Origin of the sequence: Rossellomorea sp. GCM10028870, from assembly GCF_042666755.1 — a bacterium.
Taxonomy (GTDB): Bacteria; Bacillota; Bacilli; order Bacillales; family Bacillaceae_B; genus Rossellomorea.
On the sequence record NZ_JBHTGN010000001.1, the window covers coordinates 1,201,070 to 1,220,756 of the forward strand.

Genomic DNA, 19,687 nt, shown 5'->3' on the forward strand with positions numbered 1-19,687 from the left:
GATGAGAAAATTTGAGTCGAATGCCCGCTCTCAACATTCACCCCTCTCTTCTGGCCATAATGGATCAGTATTATGGAGTGAAAGGAGACTTTGAGGAGTCTCTCACTCTACAACCATTCTGTCAGAAAACAACAGGTGACGATTTAAAGCCGATGAAAATTTTATACGTCACATTTTTTCAATATCCTCATACAGGTGGATTGTCTCATTACATCACCTCTATAAAAAACGGATTTGAAGAGCTCGGTCATAGTGTAGATGTACTAGCGCCTAACCACATGACTTCAGAACAGCTTGATGAATGGATTCCTCAAGCTGCCTCTGAAGCACGTACCTTTATGCTCGGCCGCTATGGAATCGCCAATGAAAAAATCGTCAAAAATCTCAGTTTTCTTCATGTATTCGAACTGTTTCTTAAAGAAAAAAATCTCCAGCAGTATGACATCATTCACGCTCAAGACCTATTTGCTATCTTCATTCTCGGCCATTTGAACCAAATGTATCAAAAACCATTACTCTTTACGCCACATGGGTTCTTTACGAAAAGCCGCTTAAAATTCAATAAAATACAGATAGGATCCATCGAAGAAGTCTATTTTACTGAACTTGAGAAAGTAGGTATTGAAGCAAGTACTGAAATCGTGATGATCTCAGATTCCTTCCGGCCTAACTTAATGGATTTCGGTGCAAAAGATGAAAGGATGACCACCGTTCATACGGGCATCGATTTTGAACCACTTCCTCATAAAAATCATGAAAACATTATCCTAACATGTGTCTCCCGACTGTCCCCTCGTAAAGGTCATGGGTTTCTCTTAGAAGCATTGTCCAAGCTTCGTGAACACCTGACTAATGTAGAAGTATGGATTGTCGGAGATGGTGTCATGAAGGATAGACTGATAAAACAGGCGGAAGAACTTAAGCTAAATAACGTAATCTTTTTTGGAAAACGTCACGATATACCCTCTATTCTTTCCATGTCGGACATCTATGTGTTAGCAACTGTGAATGACAACTTTCCCTTATCCGTCATGGAAGCGATGTTTTCCCGGCAAGCGGTCATCTCCACCACATGTGGCGGACTTCCGGAAATGGTTCAGCATGAAGAAACAGGCATCCTTTGTGAACCTGGTAACGTCGAACAACTTGCACATGCGATAAAGCGTTTCATTACAAATAAGGAAGAACGTGACCGTTTTGCTAACGCTGCTGAATCCTATGCTCGTCAACACTTAACCAGTCAAGTTATGACGAGAAAAATTGAACAGATTTATCAAAGGTATTTATGAAGAAATGAGAAGGAGAATAAACTGATCCAGGACAGTTGAATATTTCAATAAGAAAATGGAGAATGAAGAATGATTTCATAACTCGTGCAAATATAAAGGAAAAGAGCTTGGTAAATTCCAAACTCTTTTCTTTTATTATTTATCTTCCTCAAACGTTCTCCTCTAACTCATCTATAATACTTTCTGCAGTTTTCTTACCGTTTTGAATACACGCACCAATGCCCACTCCGAAATACGAAGCTCCAGCCAGCTTCACTCGTGGTAGTTCGGTTGCGAGATTTTTATCTAACGATTGAACAGACTGACTATGCTCAAGATGATAGTTTGGCATAAGGTCTTTCCAATTTGTCACTTCGACAGAAATCGGGTCTCCGTCTATGCCGACACTTTTTCTGATATCGTCAAGTGCCGTGCGAACCAGTTCTGCCTCGCTAAATTCTTTCAACACTTTATAATGAGGATTTGTGCTTTTATAAAAAAGTCGCAATAAAAGATTTTGGTCATTGGACGTGTGCTTCCACTTCCGACTCGTCCATGTGCAGGCATCACATTTCACTTCGTTGCCTTTGGAGACGATGAATCCTGTGCCATCAGCAGGAAGTTCCTCAGCCGGTATATTAAATCCGAGGTAGATCGAAATCAGTGAAGAGTTTTTCAGTTTATTGAAATCAGGATCAAGTTTTTCATGAGTCAGAATCTTTTGGGCTACATCATGAGGTGTTGCGAATATTGCATAATCCGCTTGAATGCTCCCTTGACCACTGAGAGTCAGCTCATATTTGTCTCCTGTTTTTTGGAGCTTAGTAGTTTCCACTCCCTTTATGATTGTCGCACTGGAACATTTTTCTTCTAAACGTTCAATGATGGTTGATAAACCATTTTTAAACGATATGAACTTTTTATTGGATGGACCTTGGAATTTTTGTTTGTTTTTAGATAAACCTTTAATAATACTGCCGTATTCATTTTTATAATCAAGTAAGTATGGGAGTGTCGAAGCCAAAGTAAGTTTATGCAAATTTCCAGAATAGACGCCTGATAATACTGGGGCAACTTGATTCTCTACCAGTTCTTTACCTAGGAATGCTTCTAAAAATTCACCGATTGAACTTTCTTTTGTAAATTGTGTGTTTTCAGTTTCAAGATCTTTAAGTGCTGCATTCTTACCTTTTTCTGACACCAAGCTGCTATTTTGAAGGGACTCAACGCTCATAGGAATTCCGAAAATCGTGTCATGTGGAATCTTATGCAATTCTCCATTGGTATATATGTAAGATGTGCCTGTTTCATTATAGACAAGTTCATCTTGAAGATGAAGCTCATTAATGAGAGGGAGAACCCCTTCATTACGGGCCACGATGGAATCGGCTCCTGCTTCCATAATGAATTCCGCTTCTCTTACACTTCTAATTTTGCCGCCGAGCTGCTGATTACGCTCGATTAGTATTAACTTGATATCTATTTCTCGTTCTTTGGACATTTTTTGAAGATGGTACAGCGTTGTTAATCCTGTAATTCCTCCACCTACGACAACCACTGTCTTCATACGATTCACTCCAATAATTGCGTTTATGTATACAGATTATCATGTTTTTTGTTGATTAGAAAAAAAATCTGTGTCTGAATTGGGAAAAAGTATCGGGAATAAGGGGTTGAAGGCTGATTTGGGAGCATAATCTGCCAAGCTAAACCGTTTCTTTTCAACTTCAAATTTTTTATTTCAACTTACTCCAACACCCTATTCTACCTCTAATGATGCACCACTTTATATAAATACCAAGTTGACAACTATGAATACTCACCTATATAATAGATGTAATTCATGACAACTATATAATCACTTATCCAGAGAGGCAGAGGGACTGGCCCGATGATGCCTCAGCAACAGATTCTACATCATAGAACACTGTGCTAATTCCACAAGCAATTTGCTTGGAAGATGAGTTGAAGTTTTGTTACATAAAGCCTTCTTCTTATCTAATGGGAAGCGGGCTTTTTTCAATGACCCTTCCTCAATTCGGACACATTATAAGAGGAGTGATCACAATGGGAGAAATCCTACAAGAAGCGATTCAAAATCGACGAAATGAATTAATTAACAAATTGATTATCCATAACATTTTCAAAAAAGGCCACAAACAATTATTCGAGTTGACGCTGCAGGAATTAGAGGACGAATTTAAATACATTCAGCAGGAAAGCCATCCGCACAGCGATGTAGGATCGATTAAATGGAAAAACTGTGCGAAGTTAACCAGCTAAAAAAGCCCCCATCCATGGAAGTGGATTGGGGCTTCCTTACTTTCCTATATTTAGGAATTTAAGCTAACTTTCTGCATTAACCCGGACACTTAAAGCATATATCTGTGCATGTATGCCAATGGTCGTAAACATGTTACCTGCACTCATTTTCGCACGCTACATTGACAAGTGGTCAGTCCTTTTCTAAAATGACAAAGGATTGTTCTGGATGAAATTCATGTATGATACTATTTAATTTATATCATATAGTTTCCACCTCCCCCGGATTTCATATATCTTTCAAGGTTAGTCTAATCTCTTACAAAGGAATATACATATGTCCCTCAATCTGCAGCATTTTATGAACGAATTCATCGGCCTCGATAATTGGTCTCTCTTTTTTATCAGTATTTTCATTAATGTTGTCATCAGTATCCTTGGTTTTCTACCTAGTGTCTTCTTGACGGCCTTTAACATTTCCGTATTCGGGTTGTGGCCTGGAATCGGAATTTCCACCCTTGGTGAATCATTAGGAGCCATTGTTAGTTTTTATTTATATCGAAAAGGAATTAAGTTTGCTCGCATTGATCAGATTCTTTCAAACAATTATTTTCTCAAATTAAAAGAGGCCTCAGGTACCGAATGGATCATACTTCTAATCTTATTTCGCATGGTCCCATTTGTTCCTTCAAGTGTGGTAACCGTTGCGGCTGCCTTTAGCTCTATTTCAATTGTGGTTTTTTCTGTGATCAGTTCCGTCGGCAAGATTCCTTCGTTGTTGATTGAGGCATTCGTGGTGGTGAATGTGTTGGGTGCGGATAAGGGGAAGGCTATTTTGTTAGGAGGTTCGGTGGTAGTCGGGATGTTTTATTTGGGATGTCGTTGGAGGAAGAACTCAAGATCATGATTGTCGCAGTTACGGAAACCACTCTCCTCCGGAACTGAAAAAAAGACGTCCACCACATGGTACACGTCCTTTCTCCCCCATTACTTATTGTGCATTCACCTCGACAGCATCCTTCTTGTAATATTCTGCAAAGATCTCCGCAAATGCTTCTGTTGAGTTATACAATTCCACTAAATTATTTTCCACTCCGCCAAACTCAAGAAGCATGGCTCTCTCAGTTAGGTCCTGATTGTAAACCCCGTTACCTTCTGCTCTTGTTTTGATAAAGACTCCGCGGCTTATGCCAGGATACTTTTCTTCTAATTTAGCATTTAATTCTTTAGCGATTTTCAGGTTCTTTTCGAAGTTTTTGTTTTCTTTTCCTACAATAAAAAATAAGCGGGCATAGTTTTTGCCGTTAATGGTTTTGGTTGTGATGTTTCTTGGCTGGGAATCCCGGTGGATATCGATCAGGTAGGTTAGGTCATTGTCTTGAGCGATGGCTTCCTGGACCAGTCCCCTAGATAGTTGATACGATTCGAAATACGTCCATGACTTATCTTTAAGTGCTTTATTTACATCCGTCTTATCTTGAACCGCACCAATTCCTCTTGATTCAAGCTCTTGCTTCAACTTTGATCCAACAGCAATGACATTAACCTTCTCATTTGTACTCGCCGGATCTTTAGAGTCGTTGTTTTTAATCAGTGGACTAAAGGCTTCCCAGCTGTGAGAATGATAAATGAAGACAGATTTTTCATCGATTTCCTGAATACCGTCTCCTGAGTTGTTGTTTGCTTGATCGATTTGACTCTGGTCAATTTCTTGATCTTTCAACTGATCTTCTGTAGGCGCCGGCGATTCGTTCGGAAGGTTCGTAATGTCCGTCCCTTTCCCTGCAACTGCTATATGAGTGTGATAATTTTCTATCCCGGGGATTTCCCGTCCAAATAAACTTCGTGGATCAAGTAGTGATACGTTCGTGACACTCTCTAACCAATCAAAATCATTGTTTAATGCTGATTCATTAGTGACCCGGAGTCCAGTCATTTCCTGTGACAGCAGCATGAGAAACGTTTCCTTCGGGACGAGTTCAGACACCGATGAATACAATAAACTATCCACCCTCAATTTAATCGCTGTTGACGAGATCAACCATACGGTCAAATACATGAGGACAATACCGATCAATACTACCCGAATGATGGCCTTCATAGAGACGAATACTAGTGGGACTATGCTATTGTTGTTTCGAGACTTATACGACATCATCAGTACCCCTATATAAAGTATTTAATAGTTAACTTTATGCAGGAGGTTGATAGAGTAGAAGGTTTTTTCAGGGATTCGGTCGGATTTCCTACTTCACCTTATACCGTGAAATCATTTTCAGATTTAAGTTTAAGTGCATTTCGCAGTAATTCTTGAAGGACTGCTGCGAAAATCGAAATGGTGACAGACGCAAAACTAATGATGATCCCTACCATGGCAATACCAGGATGTAGAGCATTTTGGATTAATAGAAACATTATACCTGCCACATAAATGGCAGTGATTAGTAAGGCATTCAGTTTTATTCGGTGAAGAGCCACTATTGCTTTCGCTGAAAAAGCGTTCTCTTCAATATACTTTAAAAGCTTAAAAGCTTGATACAGCGCTAAATTAAATGGAACCGATGTTAAGTATACCCCTATTAGAATCGGCCATTTCAAATAAGCGAATTCGGGAAATAGATCAGCAGAATGCTTTGCCATGGTTGGCAACCAGACAACACAAAGGATGAATACAATCGCTCCTATTGCCATTACTGCCCCTTTTAAAAAAGTCGTCGTTCCTCGTTTCATAACACACCTCTGATACCATGTTTTTCTAAATTATATAATGAGATTTATTGTTTTCCAATAAAATTTGATTGATTTTTTATTCTCTATTAAAAGTTTCCTATAAAAACAAACGCATGAGTTTTCTCATGCGTTAAATCCTTATCTGTTATTCACTTCATTGGCTGCCCTCACCCCCGACTCAACCGCCCCTTCCATCCAACCATGAAAGGAGGAAGTGTGCTCTCCAGCAAAATGAATTCTGCCTTCAGGTATCTTAATATAATCCCCAATATCACTTGCCTGACCAGGGGTATAAAGGGTAAAACATCCAGCCGAGAATGGATTTTCACTCCAGTTGTAGACTACATAATTCAGCATTTCAGTATACACTTGTTCACCATATACTTTAGAAAGGTCTTCTAAAACCTCTTTGATGATTTCTTCTTTTGGTTTGCTGTTCCATAAGAGTGCATTCTGGCCCCAGCTGTAACTCGCTAACATAACCCCTGGTTTGTTGCTGCCTTTTTCGTGACTTGGCATATACGTAAAGCGGGTGGGAAGATCTGACACGATGTTTCCGTAGTTCAAGTCTTCCCAGAAGCGACGACGAAATTCAATTCCTATTTTCACGGCTGGAACATTCGTTACTTCCCGAATCGCCTGCCACTTTTTAAAGGATATTGAATTATAAGGTACTACCTCGATAAACTGAAAGACAGTAAATGGTACGGTTACGATGACATAATCGGCATTGTATTCACGCACCAATCCGTCAATGGAATCTCTTGATCGAACACTTACTCCTCTATTGGATTGAATAATGTGGCTCACTTTTTGATTCAGTAGAATGTGTGACCCAAGTTCTTGAACAAATCCATAAGGTAAGTGGTCGTTACCTCCTGTTATTTGATAAAATTTGGTTTCTTTCCTAAATATAGGGAAAATGATGTCTTTTAAAATGTCTACGAAGGAGAATTCAGGGAATCCTTCTATCCCGAGAATGACATTGATTTTTCGGATTGCATTAAATGATAATGATTTACCGTATGGGTTATTTGCTAAAAATTGTCCCATCGAATAGCCAGAGTATTTTTTTATTAATTTTTGCTGTTCCTCATGGTCACTGTTTCTATATAATTCGATAAAGGGTCTGGTTGCTTCAAGGAATAATTCCGAAGCCGTTTTTCCCTGCTCACCTTCTGGTAAAGGATACTGTAGAATGCCTGGATTATTTTCATAGATCTCCCTTGTTGTAAGGATATTGTTTACAAATAGTAAATCTCTTGGGGAATTATTGATGAATTCTTGAAAGGGCAGGTTGAATTTTCTTATATATTCGAACACTAATTTGTGGTTATCGGGGATCCTCATAGCTCCCAGGTCCAAATAATTACCGGGTGTGAATGGCTTGCGAACAGTATATACCCTGCCGCCGATTCGTTTATTTCCTTCTAAAATCGTTACGTCATGCCCGGCTTTTTTCAGTAGAGAAGCTGCGACTAAACCACTCATTCCTGCTCCAACGATTATCACTTTTTTAGACTTAGTTGGATTTAATCCATTCCGGATAATGGCCAGCATATCGTCTGGATAGTTCAATTTGTAGGGATCATCTCTTGAAAGTTGATTTACCATCTCATCACCCACCTCCCTTTTTCTTACATCATATGACGTCAAAAAAGGAGGTATACGTATGATCTCTGTGGCGAAGAGCTCATTTCCACTGATTTTAAGAACAAGTGTTTCTATTTATACGTTTATGTGTTATACTTAAATTTCATTGGGTCTACGAGACTGTATTTAGTCAATCCCTCGAGCAAGTAGAAGGGAGACATGTTATATGTCACTAGAAAATATCGTAACCATGCTCAATACTCTTAAGGAATTCAAGGATAGTGAGATTGTTCATACGATTTCAAGTCATGATCACTCACCTGTTATGACCGTCACCTACCATTTGGACAAAGAATGCTTTCAAATCACATATGTTGATTCAATGAAAGTTGAAGAATTTACAGACCTCAGCCTTTTGGCTACAACCATAGAAAGTGTTGTTCTTCTCGAACCTTCAAGATAAGGTTATAAAATGGGATGCCATTACGTAAATCGTGATGGCATTTTTTTGTACCCGGATTTTAATTATGCCGGGACATTATGTCTTTATCTTCTCAGACATATATTCGAATCTTCATTGGTAGAAACGAGCCATTATAAGGTTATGAAGCAATTTTTTGTTGAACGGGAACGAATGATATAGCATTTATTGAAAGTACAAGATTGAAGGTGGAAATAGGATTTATTCATTATGTTGTTAATTGATAAAGCATTTCCCTAATAATAAAATAGAGCATAAAACCAACCCTGGTTTTATGCTCTATTTTATACTTTTTAAAAAGAAGGAAGTTCACTAAGGTTATTCTCTTTCAGGCCGTCAGGTTCACTGCGAAGAACATCTCTTCCATATCGATGAATCACATCTACATGAGCCAGTTTTCCTGACTTTGCTTCTTTGAGTGCAGTGATATAATCAAGCTCTCTCCCACTTTCGGTTTTAAAAGCGATGAGATCGTCTTCCGCATTTCGGCGAACGGCTACAATCTGTTCCGCGCCAGATGCCAGCTCCTGAGCCATTTCTACTTTAGCTTGAAATTTACCTTGCTGTTTGTATTCCTCGTAAATTTGTTCAAAACTTTTTTCAACCATAAGATTCACCTCCCGAACGTATAATTATTATTAGCGGGAAGTTCAGGAATTATTAATATCTTCCAATGTATTATTGAGCAGATTATTGATGCCTGACTTTAATGAGACTCTTAAGAATCAGTTTCTTTTGGTTGAGTCAGGGGTAAATTAGTACTTACCACCTCAACACTAATAAATGAATCGATTCCAAACATTTTCAATTTAGCCACTTGGCTTTCAGCATTATCCCTGATTGCAAAAGCACCGGCCTGTACTCGATAGTAGGTATTACTGGATTCTGATAGAATGTCGATAACCGATTCAATGGAATTTTTTTTAAGCTCATTCACTCTGTTTTCTGCATTTTTTCTTTCCGTAAAAGAACCAGCGATCACCTTAAATAGAGACTTTTTATTATCCGATTTTGGCGGTAATTCTAACGCCTTCGCGATACCACGTGCAATGGCCACAGCAACGGCATTTCTAAATTCAGCATTGTTCAATAAAGAGATATCTCTTGGATTGTCTACAAAAAGAACCTCCACCAGTAAGGATGGCATGTTCGTTTCCCTCAATACATGAAAATTGTCTCTCTTTTTCCCTCTGTCCACCACATTGAAAGGCTTAATTGCAGTCATTACTGCATCATGAATTATATTCTGATAAATAAAGGTTTGAGCTGGTACGCTGCCACTATAAACATAACTTTCAAAGCCGCTTCCACCACCAGCATTATGATGAATAGATAGGAAGAAATCGGGCTGTGAGACATTAGCAAGTGTAGAACGATCTGATAAGGATAGCGTTTTGTCTTCTGTTCTAGTCATAATGATATTCACTTTATAATTTTCCATTAAATAGTTTTGTACAATTCGGGCTGTCGATAGATTGAAGACTTTCTCTTCAAACCCTCTATAAGTAGCACCTGGATCCAATCCCCCATGTCCGGGATCAATCATAAGTGTTTTCACTTTAATTCCTCCTAAAATTAGATATATAGTACTATATTCACGGAAGGACTAGCCTGATTGGATTTTCAATGTTTATGATCACCTCATTGTGAAAAAAAGAGTTCCCTGTTCAACAACAGGAAACTCTTTTTTATCTATATCAAATGGAGGTGACTTTCTTATGGGGCTTAGATTTTTATCTCTATTGTATTTCTGTAAACACGTTCTTATTCACTTTATTCATCATCATTGATTTAATTGATCGGCGGAGTTTCATACTGGTGCTCGCTTCATTTTTTTCAGTATGAACTGTTGATCTTATAACCATTGTTCTCTTGCTTAACGAGGGGTCGAAGAGTAACCCCGAACTGTGCAACGTGCATATTAGAGAGGGAAGGAGATCCCAAGTCAATCTTGGCATGTGTATCTGAGGTCCTGATAAAAAGATATTCTAATAATTTTCTTGCCAAAGCATCACCTCCATAGAACACTTTATGTCGAAAGTGGCTAATTGGTGAGGACAAGCAACGGTTTTTTTGAAAATTGGCAGCCTTTTTTATTTTTCCCAATGTATTGCGCATCCAAAAAGTGAGAGGTTTGCCGACATGCCACTTACCTCCCTCTTTTCAACTACAGCGCACCTGCTCCCTAAGCGTAAATGTAGGTTTCGTACGTTTGAAGATTCAAGGTCCGTCCCTCTCAATTTTTAAATTAACATATTTTTCCGATTGAGTTTTTATGAGTGAATGGGGAAAAGAAGTAAATAATAATGGGGCAAAGCTAAATGAATGGAGGTTTTTTAATGAAAAAGATTGGATTTCTTGTAATGGTTGTGCTGATCACTCTTTCTTACTTTCCTGGGATCGGTGCTTCAGCTGAAGCAAAGCAGGCTGAATGTGTGAGTGAAGCCAGCATGAAAGCAAAAGAAGACATTAGAATTTTATGGAACGATCATGTTATCTATACCAGGAATTATATTATTAGTGCCGTTGATGAATTAGAGGATCAAGATGTGGTTCTTGCAAGATTACTTCAAAACCAGAAAGACATCGGAAATGCAATTAAACCTTATTATGGTGAAGAGGCTGGGAATAAGCTAGCTGATTTGTTGACTGAGCATATTGTATTGGCAGGAAAAATCGTTGATGCTGCTAAAAATGGAAAGCAAGCAGAAGTGGAGAAATTTAACAAAGAATGGTATCAAAATGCAGATGACATTGCAGGATTCTTAGCAAAAGCAAATCCTTACTGGTCTGAAAATGCGCTTAAAGACCTGTTATATATGCACTTGCAATTCGTCACCGATGAAGCGATTGCACGAATCAAGAAAGACTGGAAAGGAAACATAACAAGCTTTGATAAAGGGAAAGCACATATTCTTCACCTGGCTGATGTCCTATCGGGCGGAATTGTCAAGCAGTTTCCAGAGAAGTTCTAATCATGGCAGCTGGGATAGATTGATTCCAGCTGCTTTACTCTGCTTTATAAATACGCTTATCTCTTCTCTTCCAAGTCAATCTCCTTGATGATACGGGCAGGATTTCCACCCACCACGACATTAGAAGGGACATTCTTTGTCACAACAGCGCCTGAAGCTATAACCACATTATCACCTATCGTCACTCCGGGATTAATGATTGCGCCTCCACCAATCCAGCAGTTGTCTCCTATTTTGACAGGCTTCCCAAATTCCGGTCCTTTGTTTCTCTCAACCGGATTCATTGGATGAGTCGCTGTGTAAATATGTACTCCAGGTGCGAGCATACAATTTTCACCGATGCGGACTTCACACACATCTAATATCACACAGTTAAAATTAGCAAAGAAGTGGTTGCCCACGTGAATGTTATATCCATAATCACATCTGAAGTTAGGCTCTAAATAAACGCTTTCCCCAGTAGATCCGAACAATTTTTTTATGGCAACTACTCTATCCCCTTCTTCTTCTTCTGTCGTTTGATTAAGCATGCGTGTTAAAAAACGTGCTTGTTTTCTCTCTTCCATTAATTGAGGATCCCATGGTTCGTAAAGTTCTCCATCGAGCATTTTCTGTTTTTCAGTTTTCATATGTGTGCCTCCATCTTTTGTAGTGACAATACCAGAACCCTATTCTATCTCTTTTTCTAAAAAAAATATATCAACAAAACACTCCCTCACCTAGTGTAAGGATCCAATCATTCCTCTCTCTTCGATAAATTCAACTGCCATGACACACCAAACCTGTCCTCAACCCAGGCAAATTTCTCACTAAACGGAGATTCCTCCAAAGGTATTAGCACACTCCCGCCTATAACTATTTCGATGCAGATATTTATTTTCATATTTAAAATTAAAAGGCGTTGCAACCAATTTTTCTACATGAATAAAACAAAATCCCTTACCAACTTACATCCAATCAAAAAAAACGACTCCACTATCAGAGTCAGTCATCTAATCACTTCAAATCAACTGTATCCAACAATTCCACTTCAACCTGATCACTATTATCAAAACGATAAAATCTCTCTACATGCCATAAATCTCTTCTTCTTGCATATCCGTTTATCTCTGCCCATTCATGCATGTCACGATATGCATCTCTAATTCCATGATTCGTCCCTTGATAAAAGGTGCTTACATAGGCTTGGGGAGGAATAGTTAATGACACCATGCCTGGGGGAATAACTTCAATCTTCTCCACTTCCATCCCTACCCAGTATCCATCCAAATCGACAGTAGCATCCTCTGCTACAAACGCACCTAGTTGAATCTGCTTATTTACAAGATGTTGAATCTCATCGACCCTTTCTTTCAATTTAGCAGCAGCTTTTGGGATTTCTATGATGTACTCGTCACCAGGACATACGACTCGAAACCCTACTAAGTTCAATCCACCAATTTCTTTCACTTTTATGTTACGCGTAATCATTTTCTTAAACCTCCTTAATTGATGATTTCTAACACATTTCCATCTGGATCAACCACATAACAAAGGGTATTCACTGCGCTTCTCGAGGTATTGTAATACTTGGTTTCTAGTAGGCGATAATACTGAAATAATCGTAAGGAATTTGATTCTTTGATGGAGTTTGTTATTTCACGAAGGATCTTTTCATCTGAATTTTCATAAGGTACACCCTTCACTATTTTATTCCTAGCTCGATGAAGAGCGGTTTTTACGGATGCATCGCTGATTCGAAGCATAGAGGCGATTTCTTTAGATGAGTAGCCAAACACATCTTTCAATGTGAGAAGCATAGCTTGCTTAAGGGGTAAAGCTGTAAATAGACATTCCAACAGAGCGTCATATTCGATAAAGTCTTTTGATTGGAAATGATAATCCTCATTGATTAAAACAAGCCCGTTTCTTTTTCTTTTTCCATCAATAAAAAGGTTTTTGGCGATGGTATAGAGAAAGGACATGGATAAGTCTCGTTCAGGTTCTGATTTCTTCAATTTGTACGTTTTTAAAAGAGTCTCCTGAACAAGGTCTTCTGCCTCTGGTGTAGAAGCAGAGAGCTTTACACAATACTTATAAAGTTTTAGAATCGTAGTTTCCAGTTCCTCAAAAATCAACTTTTTCGTCCTTTCAAAAAAATTTAAAAACATTTGTAACTTTTATTCTAGTATAATCGTTATACCAATGAATTCCAAATAGGAGGAGTGAGTGTTTTGTTTAAAGTGGGTAGTGTATTTATACCTGTGACGGACATGGAGAAATCGATGAAATGGTATGAAAAGCATTTAGGTGTAAGAAAGATTGATACCTGGGATGGTGGTGCAGGTTTTTATTTCCCAAATAGTGACACTCAATTAGGATTGGTTCAAGTGGATTCCCCTCAGCCTACTGAATTTGTCATCAGTGGGAAAAAGAAGAATGTGTACTTTAATTTCTTGGTAGAAGACATTGAGGAGGTTCATAAGGATTTAAAGAACTCTGGAGTTGTCACTTCTGAAATTGAAGACTTTGGAGGAATGAAAGGATTTGAGTTTTTCGATTTGGATCATAATCCATTTAGCGTAGTGAATGAAGTTGAAGATTCTCCCTTCCACCAGGACCAGGTGAAAAAATCACAGTATAAATAGAACAAAAGAAGCTGACTCCCCTGATTGGAGTCAGCTGTTCTATTACTATAAACCAGGTCTATATGCCGTTTCTGGAATATCTTCATAATCTTCTGGATTGAGGTCATCAATGCTGTCGTTAGCCACACCGGTGATAATTGAATTTAATCCCGTCTCAACTGCTTTTACTAATTGACCTTTTTTCTTTTGTCCCAGAGTCCATGTTTGTCCTCTTACTTCGAACAGCACAGTACCGCTACCATTAAGGGCGAATGATCCAAGGGCTGTCCCAGGAAGATCTAAGTCTTGCTGATACAGGGTAATGTTAGTAAACGGTGAATTTCCGATGGATTGTAAGGCATTATACGCTGCAACATTTAACTGCCTGGAATAATCATATCGATAATTCTCAGCGTACTCAGCATAATCACTTCCTTCAGGTGAACCAGGATCTGGAACAAACTGTCCGGATAGGGACATTGTTACAATATCATCCGTCCCCTCGACGTAATATTGACCTTGATGATGCAAGTCAATAAATGTATCTACATTCCCAAACTCCTCTCTCAAGCTCTTATAAACATCTCTAACTGTCTGGGATTCAGGTGTAATATACCAACCAGGTTGATCTGAACTTCCGGGAAAATCAGCAGGTTGAGCGCTATAATTCAAATCCGGATTAAAGTCACGATTTACGTCAAATCCAGGGCGTTCACTATAATCAACATCTTGAAGAGTCCTAGTGTAATAATTCCAGGAGGGCGTAGCTTCTGCTAATGATGGAAACTTTTCCACCACCTCACTCCATGTCATATCATTCGCACGTCGGTTCAATTCACTTGCGTCAGGATTCATCATAGGGAGAACGACTAGTGTAATTTCTTCACGAATGTTCTGTGCCTCTGGTGAATTACTCGACCCGAGGTACTGAAGGATATTCAGAAGAGCTTCCGTTCCTGTTTTTTCATTCCCGTGGATTTCACTTTGAATCATCACTACGCGGTCCCCGGTTCCCACCCTTGCTTTATATATCTCTAATCCATTATGTGAACGACCTGCCACATCCAGCGCTACTCTTCCTTGGCTTGTCTGTGCAATTTTCTGTAAAGCCTTCGTTAATTCTGCATGATCAGTAAAACCGGAGATTGGTAAATTTGCCCGATCATTTGTTAAATTTCCATTTGGAGAACTGGACGCTAAGCTTGTTGATGCCATGCTGGTACAAAGAAGAATTGCTGCTAAACTTGAGACTACTTTTTTCTTTTTCATAAATATATTCCCTCCCATATGTTTCGGTACCCTAAACAGTTTCTGCCTTTACATGAGGATCACCTTCAACATTACGTAAAACAGGAAATATTAAGGAGAAGTAATATGGACATACATGTCTAAAGATGTAGAATATTCAGAAAGTACAGACTTGATTTTATGTCTATTTATCTATCGAGGTGTGCTCACCTTTAACGATGAAAGAAGGTATATAAAAAACCAGGTATCCCCCGCTCTTCTCATCCCTCTTAAAGCAAACCTTCCTTCCTCACTTCTGATCACACTACCTAAAAAAACAATGACAAATAAAAAAACTCCTTCCCTATACACTCTCAGGAAGGAGTTGCTTTTCTAACTCTATCGCTTCATTTTTCAAATTCTCTTCATCCATCATCAATCTGAACAACCCTCTTATAATCAACTCATCTTGATTAGACTGGCGGCATTCTTGTGAGATCCGATTGGCAATGTTCATGTAATACTTTACACGATCTTCACTCAACCCCCTTATTTTCTCATACAAACTCTTCCAAGCGTTCTCCCTCTCTTCAAATGAAATGAAGGCTCCTTCCCGGTCCATGCTAACGGAAAATGATTTCATCATCTCATCATCCAACAATGGCTTGCTCTTTCCTTCAAGAAAGTCTCCAGCAAGGAGAGAAATCTGTCTCACTAAATGTTTCCCGAGAATAGAAGGGTCCAGGGCATCATCAGTAGAAATCAAAAGCATCATATATGATGCATAGATGGATTGTGTCATCCACATGAGGTCCCATTTGTATGGCTTGATCTTACCACCAAATACTTCTAATAGATTATGCTCAAGCCAGCTAAACAACCGTCCTCTCATACGGTGTTCCATTGCAGCCAATTTCTCACTGTTCTTCGCGGACTCTCCCCGCATGTGCATTTTCATATAAGATTTGTATTCGAGTATCCCTTCAAATTGTACTTGGAACTGTTTTGCGAATCGTTCAAGAGGTGGTAAATTCCCTTCTAGTCCGACGACAAAAGCCCGTTCGAAGACAAGTTGCTGATAATGTTCATAAATCGATATGATTAAATCTTCTTTTGATTGAAAGAATGAGTACAGGGAGCCCTTTGATATGCCGACACTTTCGGCGATTTGCTGCATGGACGTTTGATTATATCCGTGTTCTGCAAAGAGCTCCACGGCTGATTCGAGTATTGATTTACGTTTATCCATTTTTCACACCTCTATATCCAAAGAAAAATTCACTCTACCATTTTAACCATACTCCCCCAAAAATAGAAGAGCATTATTTCTTGACTACAGAAAAAATACAGGTAAAATGACTAGTGAGTCAACCAAATAAATAACTGTTATAACAGCGAATAATCAAATTAATAAAAAATAATTTGACCCATGAGTCAAATATTTTTAAAGGAGGACAACATCTATGTTGAAGGCTATTTTAAACCGTTCCAAAATCACACTGATTTTTATCTTATTATTTGTGATTATCGGTATTTTCACTTTTCTACAATTACCACAGAGAGAAATACCTGAAACAAGCGTGAACATTGGAACGGTCAGCACCGTTTATCCTGGTGCAACCGTTGACTCTGTTGAGAGGACAGTGACCAATCCCATCGAATCTTCTCTGCAATCCATTGATGGAATTAAAGAAATCAGTTCCTCCTCTTCAGCCGGTTTCTCTACTATTATTGTAGAGGTTGAAGATGGAGAAAACAAAAAAGAAGTGTTTGGAGATGTTCGACAAGCGGTTTCAGATGCTTCCACCTCTTTTCCTGACGAGGTATTCGATCCGGAAATTAACGAATCCACTGTAAAAATGCCGATTGTTTCGTATCACCTTACAAGTGATAGTGAAGAGACACTTTTCGCTCTTCGTGAAGAATTGACTCGTTGGCAGGAAGAAGTCAAGGAAATCACTGGTGTCTCCAGTGTAACGGTAAAAGGATTACCCGAAGAAGAAATTGTCATTGAATTAAAACAGGATGAACTAAAAGAGTCCGGACTTAATCCTTCCACTGTCATGAGTGCGATTAATGATGAATACTATCCCACTCCTCTAGGAAAGCAAGAAGTCGATAACGAAGTCGTTCAATTAACGGTAGATCACTACTCGACTCTTGATGAAATGAACGAGCTTTTTGTTGGTAAGAACCCTCAAGGAGAATCGGTCTATTTACAAGATATAGCCAACATTAACGTTTCGTCTAAAGAAGTAAAAGATATTGTTACATTTGAAGGTAAGCCATCCCTATCCTTTACAGCATTTGTTCAGGCTGGGGAAGATATCCCTTCTGTGGATGAGAAAGTAAGCGACAAAGTGGATGAACTGGCAAAGTCTCTTCCATCTGATGTGAAACTTGAACCTTATTACTCTCAGGCATCGATTGTAACAGACATTTTTGATGGATTATTTATGTCACTTGCCATTTCAGTTGTTGCGGTCATCCTGACTACGGCTCTTGGACTTACGGTTTCTGGTGCGTTCGTCGTTGCTTTAGCCGTTCCGATTTCCGTACTTATAGGTCTAATTCCACTTCCGTTTTCAGGCGTGGACTTAAACCAAATATCTGTCATCGGTGCCATCATTGCTCTTGGTATATTGGTTGATGACTCGATTGTAGTAAATGATAATATTCAACGTCGTTACAAGCTTGGCGACCGTGCACTAATGGGAGCCATAAATGGGGTAAAAGAAATTTGGGTATCGATCCTGACATCTTCTCTAGCCATAGTGTTCACCTTCCTTCCACTTGTTTTCTTATCAGGGGGGAATGGGGCATTTATAAGGGCATTACCTACAGTATTAATTACGACTATTATTGCTTCAACACTTGTAGCGCTGATATTCGTTCCAATCTTGAGATATCTGCTTTACAGTAAAACAACGAAAAAAGTTTCTGATGCTCCTGGTTTATTAGGGAAGCCATTGAATAAGCTCGCTGATTTTTATGCTGACAGTGTATTGAAAAAGTTTTCAAAAAGACCTTTCGTGGTATCTTTCATCGGCCTTGTATTCACAACCGCCATCTTTGGTCTCATTGCCCTTACACCGTTTGAATTCTTCCCGTCAGCTGACCGTGAAGAAGTAACGATTGATGTAACGTTACCAATCGGTACAACGATTGAAGAAACAGCGATCACCTTAGAAGACATGGAACAACTGTTAAAAACAGACGAAGGTGTATATGAAACTTCAGCGTTTGCAGGTACGGGACTACCTAACTTATTTAACAGCTCTCTTTCAAATTCCGGTCAAAATACAGGTCAATTGGTCGCGAGAGTCGATCGTGAAAACCAAACGGCTCAAGGACTGATTGACGAGTGGACTGACAAACTGAGGGAAGAATATCCAGATGCGAAGATCTTCATGGAAACGATCCAACAAGGTCCTCCTGCAGGAGCTCCCGTTACAGTTACGGTTTCTGGTCCTGAGATGGAACAATTAATTGAACTTCGTGACACGATTTCATCTGAAATTGAAAAACTGGAAACTGATCTAGTGGTTGATAATGTTGGAGAAATGGAGCCAACGATTGAATATGTTCCAAACCGCGAGCTTCTTGAGGAAAATGGAATTACAATCAATCAGATCAGCCAACAGCTTCGATTGGCAACAGAAGGCATTCCTATGAAAGCCTTTGATAATGGTGTTACGAAACGTGATATGACACTGGTTTTAGAAGGAAATGATGAAGAAGTCGACCTGTCTTCTCTAGAGGTTCCCGCTGAAATAGCTAATCCTGCTGGACCACCAAAGCTGATTTCACTTGATGAGCTAGTGACTCCTGAGAAGAAAGAAGAGCTTCAACTCATCCCTCATAAAGACGGAGAGCGTGCAATCACGATTCGTGCTTTCCCTGAGAATGAAGAGAACTATAAAGAAAATGTCCAGGATATCGTGAAAGATGTACGAGAAAACCTTGACGACAACAATTATTCCATTACATTAGGTGGAGAGAATGAAGCTCAGAATGACTTCTTTGCGGAGATTACAGTCCTATTTACAATCGTCATTTTCCTTGTGTATCTAGTCATTGCCCTTCAATTTAATTCTTTATCACTTCCGTTCTTAGTTCTTGTCGCGGTTTATCTTGCCATTGCAGGTGCGATTCTAGGGTTATTCGTTACTCAAACCCCAATCAGCTTCCTGGGTGTTATGGGTATGGTATCATTAACCGGTATTGTTGTGAGGAACTCTGTCGTGTTAATTGAGTTTATTGAGCAAGGATTGAAGAATGGTATGGGTGTGAAAGAAGCTGTCGTGGAATCAGGACGGACCCGAATTCGCCCAATTCTATTAACGGCTCTCACATCAATTGTTGCACTTATTCCAGTTGCAGTCAGTGGAGATGCCCTTTTTACACCACTTGCTGTTACCATTATTTCAGGTATCCTGTTCTCAGCTGTATTAACGCTGATCATAGTTCCGATGATGTATCTTGTCTTTCACCGCTTTAGAAGAAGAAAGCGCGAAGCATAAGAATGGTCTAGAGGGATGTCCA

General features: G+C 39.1%; 18 protein-coding genes, 1 pseudogene and 1 riboswitch. Of the genes and pseudogenes, 7 read left to right on the top strand and 12 right to left on the bottom strand.

Features of this window, described 5'->3' with window-relative positions; genetic code table 11:
* Nucleotides 1–20: 20 nt before the first annotated feature.
* Nucleotides 21–1,289, top strand: a complete 1,269-nt coding sequence (locus tag ACFQWC_RS06335; protein ID WP_299741301.1) for a glycosyltransferase family 4 protein — start codon at nt 21–23, stop codon at nt 1,287–1,289.
* Between the two features lie 148 nt (nt 1,290–1,437).
* On the opposite strand, the gene ACFQWC_RS06340 is transcribed toward ACFQWC_RS06335, so the two are convergent.
* Entirely contained in the window at nt 1,438–2,835 is a 1,398-nt protein-coding gene (locus tag ACFQWC_RS06340; RefSeq protein WP_299741262.1) for a protoporphyrinogen oxidase, read from the bottom strand.
* A 292-nt stretch (nt 2,836–3,127) separates the two neighbouring features.
* Nucleotides 3,128–3,235: riboswitch (SAM riboswitch) on the top strand.
* A 100-nt stretch (nt 3,236–3,335) separates the two neighbouring features.
* Here ACFQWC_RS06340 and ACFQWC_RS06345 point away from each other — a divergent pair.
* Both ACFQWC_RS06345 and ACFQWC_RS06350 read left to right on the top strand, forming a co-directional pair.
* Nucleotides 3,336–3,551 (top strand): Fur-regulated basic protein FbpA, encoded by a 216-nt coding sequence (locus ACFQWC_RS06345; RefSeq protein ID WP_377106556.1) that lies wholly within the window; start codon nt 3,336–3,338, stop codon nt 3,549–3,551.
* 316 nt (nt 3,552–3,867) lie between these two features.
* Nucleotides 3,868–4,437 carry a TVP38/TMEM64 family protein gene (locus tag ACFQWC_RS06350; protein ID WP_377106558.1) on the top strand — a complete coding sequence of 190 codons (570 nt, stop codon included), beginning with the start codon at nt 3,868–3,870 and terminating at the stop codon, nt 4,435–4,437.
* 84 nt (nt 4,438–4,521) lie between these two features.
* Here the strand turns inward: ACFQWC_RS06350 and spoIIP are convergent, their stop codons facing one another.
* The 3 genes from spoIIP to ACFQWC_RS06365 form a co-directional block, all read right to left on the bottom strand.
* Complete coding sequence (gene spoIIP / locus ACFQWC_RS06355; protein ID WP_377106560.1) at nt 4,522–5,685, bottom strand: stage II sporulation protein P; 1,164 nt, start codon at nt 5,683–5,685, stop codon at nt 4,522–4,524.
* Nucleotides 5,686–5,786: 101 nt separating this feature from the next.
* Complete coding sequence (locus ACFQWC_RS06360) at nt 5,787–6,260, bottom strand: DUF2975 domain-containing protein (protein ID WP_377106562.1); 474 nt, start codon at nt 6,258–6,260, stop codon at nt 5,787–5,789.
* Between the two features lie 138 nt (nt 6,261–6,398).
* Nucleotides 6,399–7,874: a flavin monoamine oxidase family protein gene (locus ACFQWC_RS06365; protein WP_377106564.1), complete on the bottom strand. Its 1,476-nt coding sequence runs from the start codon at nt 7,872–7,874 to the stop codon at nt 6,399–6,401.
* 205 nt (nt 7,875–8,079) lie between these two features.
* On the opposite strand from ACFQWC_RS06365, the gene ACFQWC_RS06370 reads away from it, so the two are divergent.
* Entirely contained in the window at nt 8,080–8,316 is a 237-nt protein-coding gene (locus tag ACFQWC_RS06370; protein ID WP_299741256.1) for a hypothetical protein, read from the top strand.
* A 311-nt stretch (nt 8,317–8,627) separates the two neighbouring features.
* Here the strand turns inward: ACFQWC_RS06370 and ACFQWC_RS06375 are convergent, their stop codons facing one another.
* Both ACFQWC_RS06375 and ACFQWC_RS06380 read right to left on the bottom strand, forming a co-directional pair.
* A complete protein-coding gene (locus ACFQWC_RS06375) occupies nt 8,628–8,942 on the bottom strand; it encodes a DUF3892 domain-containing protein (RefSeq protein WP_377106566.1) in 315 nt (104 codons plus the stop codon).
* 110 nt (nt 8,943–9,052) lie between these two features.
* Nucleotides 9,053–9,892: an N-acetylmuramoyl-L-alanine amidase gene (locus ACFQWC_RS06380; RefSeq protein WP_377106568.1), complete on the bottom strand. Its 840-nt coding sequence runs from the start codon at nt 9,890–9,892 to the stop codon at nt 9,053–9,055.
* 781 nt (nt 9,893–10,673) lie between these two features.
* On the opposite strand from ACFQWC_RS06380, the gene ACFQWC_RS06385 reads away from it, so the two are divergent.
* Nucleotides 10,674–11,309: a glycosyltransferase gene (locus ACFQWC_RS06385; protein ID WP_377106570.1), complete on the top strand. Its 636-nt coding sequence runs from the start codon at nt 10,674–10,676 to the stop codon at nt 11,307–11,309.
* Nucleotides 11,310–11,365: 56 nt separating this feature from the next.
* Here ACFQWC_RS06385 and ACFQWC_RS06390 read toward each other — a convergent pair whose 3' ends face one another.
* The 4 genes and pseudogenes from ACFQWC_RS06390 to ACFQWC_RS06405 form a co-directional block, all read right to left on the bottom strand.
* Nucleotides 11,366–11,938, bottom strand: coding sequence for a sugar O-acetyltransferase (locus tag ACFQWC_RS06390; protein ID WP_377106572.1), 573 nt, complete (start codon nt 11,936–11,938; stop codon nt 11,366–11,368).
* A 107-nt stretch (nt 11,939–12,045) separates the two neighbouring features.
* A pseudogene (locus tag ACFQWC_RS06395) lies at nt 12,046–12,156 on the bottom strand (VOC family protein); the annotation flags it as partial.
* A 149-nt stretch (nt 12,157–12,305) separates the two neighbouring features.
* A complete protein-coding gene (locus tag ACFQWC_RS06400) occupies nt 12,306–12,779 on the bottom strand; it encodes a GyrI-like domain-containing protein (RefSeq protein ID WP_377106574.1) in 474 nt (157 codons plus the stop codon).
* 14 nt (nt 12,780–12,793) lie between these two features.
* Complete coding sequence (locus ACFQWC_RS06405; protein ID WP_377106576.1) at nt 12,794–13,426, bottom strand: RNA polymerase sigma factor; 633 nt, start codon at nt 13,424–13,426, stop codon at nt 12,794–12,796.
* 105 nt (nt 13,427–13,531) lie between these two features.
* On the opposite strand from ACFQWC_RS06405, the gene ACFQWC_RS06410 reads away from it, so the two are divergent.
* Complete coding sequence (locus ACFQWC_RS06410; RefSeq protein WP_377107257.1) at nt 13,532–13,936, top strand: VOC family protein; 405 nt, start codon at nt 13,532–13,534, stop codon at nt 13,934–13,936.
* 45 nt (nt 13,937–13,981) lie between these two features.
* Here the strand turns inward: ACFQWC_RS06410 and ACFQWC_RS06415 are convergent, their stop codons facing one another.
* Together ACFQWC_RS06415 and ACFQWC_RS06420 are read right to left on the bottom strand one after the other, a co-directional pair.
* Complete coding sequence (locus tag ACFQWC_RS06415) at nt 13,982–15,184, bottom strand: M14 family zinc carboxypeptidase (protein ID WP_377106578.1); 1,203 nt, start codon at nt 15,182–15,184, stop codon at nt 13,982–13,984.
* Between the two features lie 322 nt (nt 15,185–15,506).
* Entirely contained in the window at nt 15,507–16,391 is an 885-nt protein-coding gene (locus tag ACFQWC_RS06420) for a TetR/AcrR family transcriptional regulator (protein WP_377106580.1), read from the bottom strand.
* A gap of 214 nt (nt 16,392–16,605) precedes the next feature.
* Here ACFQWC_RS06420 and ACFQWC_RS06425 point away from each other — a divergent pair, with 214 nt between their 5' ends.
* Nucleotides 16,606–19,665 (top strand): efflux RND transporter permease subunit, encoded by a 3,060-nt coding sequence (locus ACFQWC_RS06425; RefSeq protein ID WP_377106582.1) that lies wholly within the window; start codon nt 16,606–16,608, stop codon nt 19,663–19,665.
* Nucleotides 19,666–19,687: the final 22 nt, after the last annotated feature.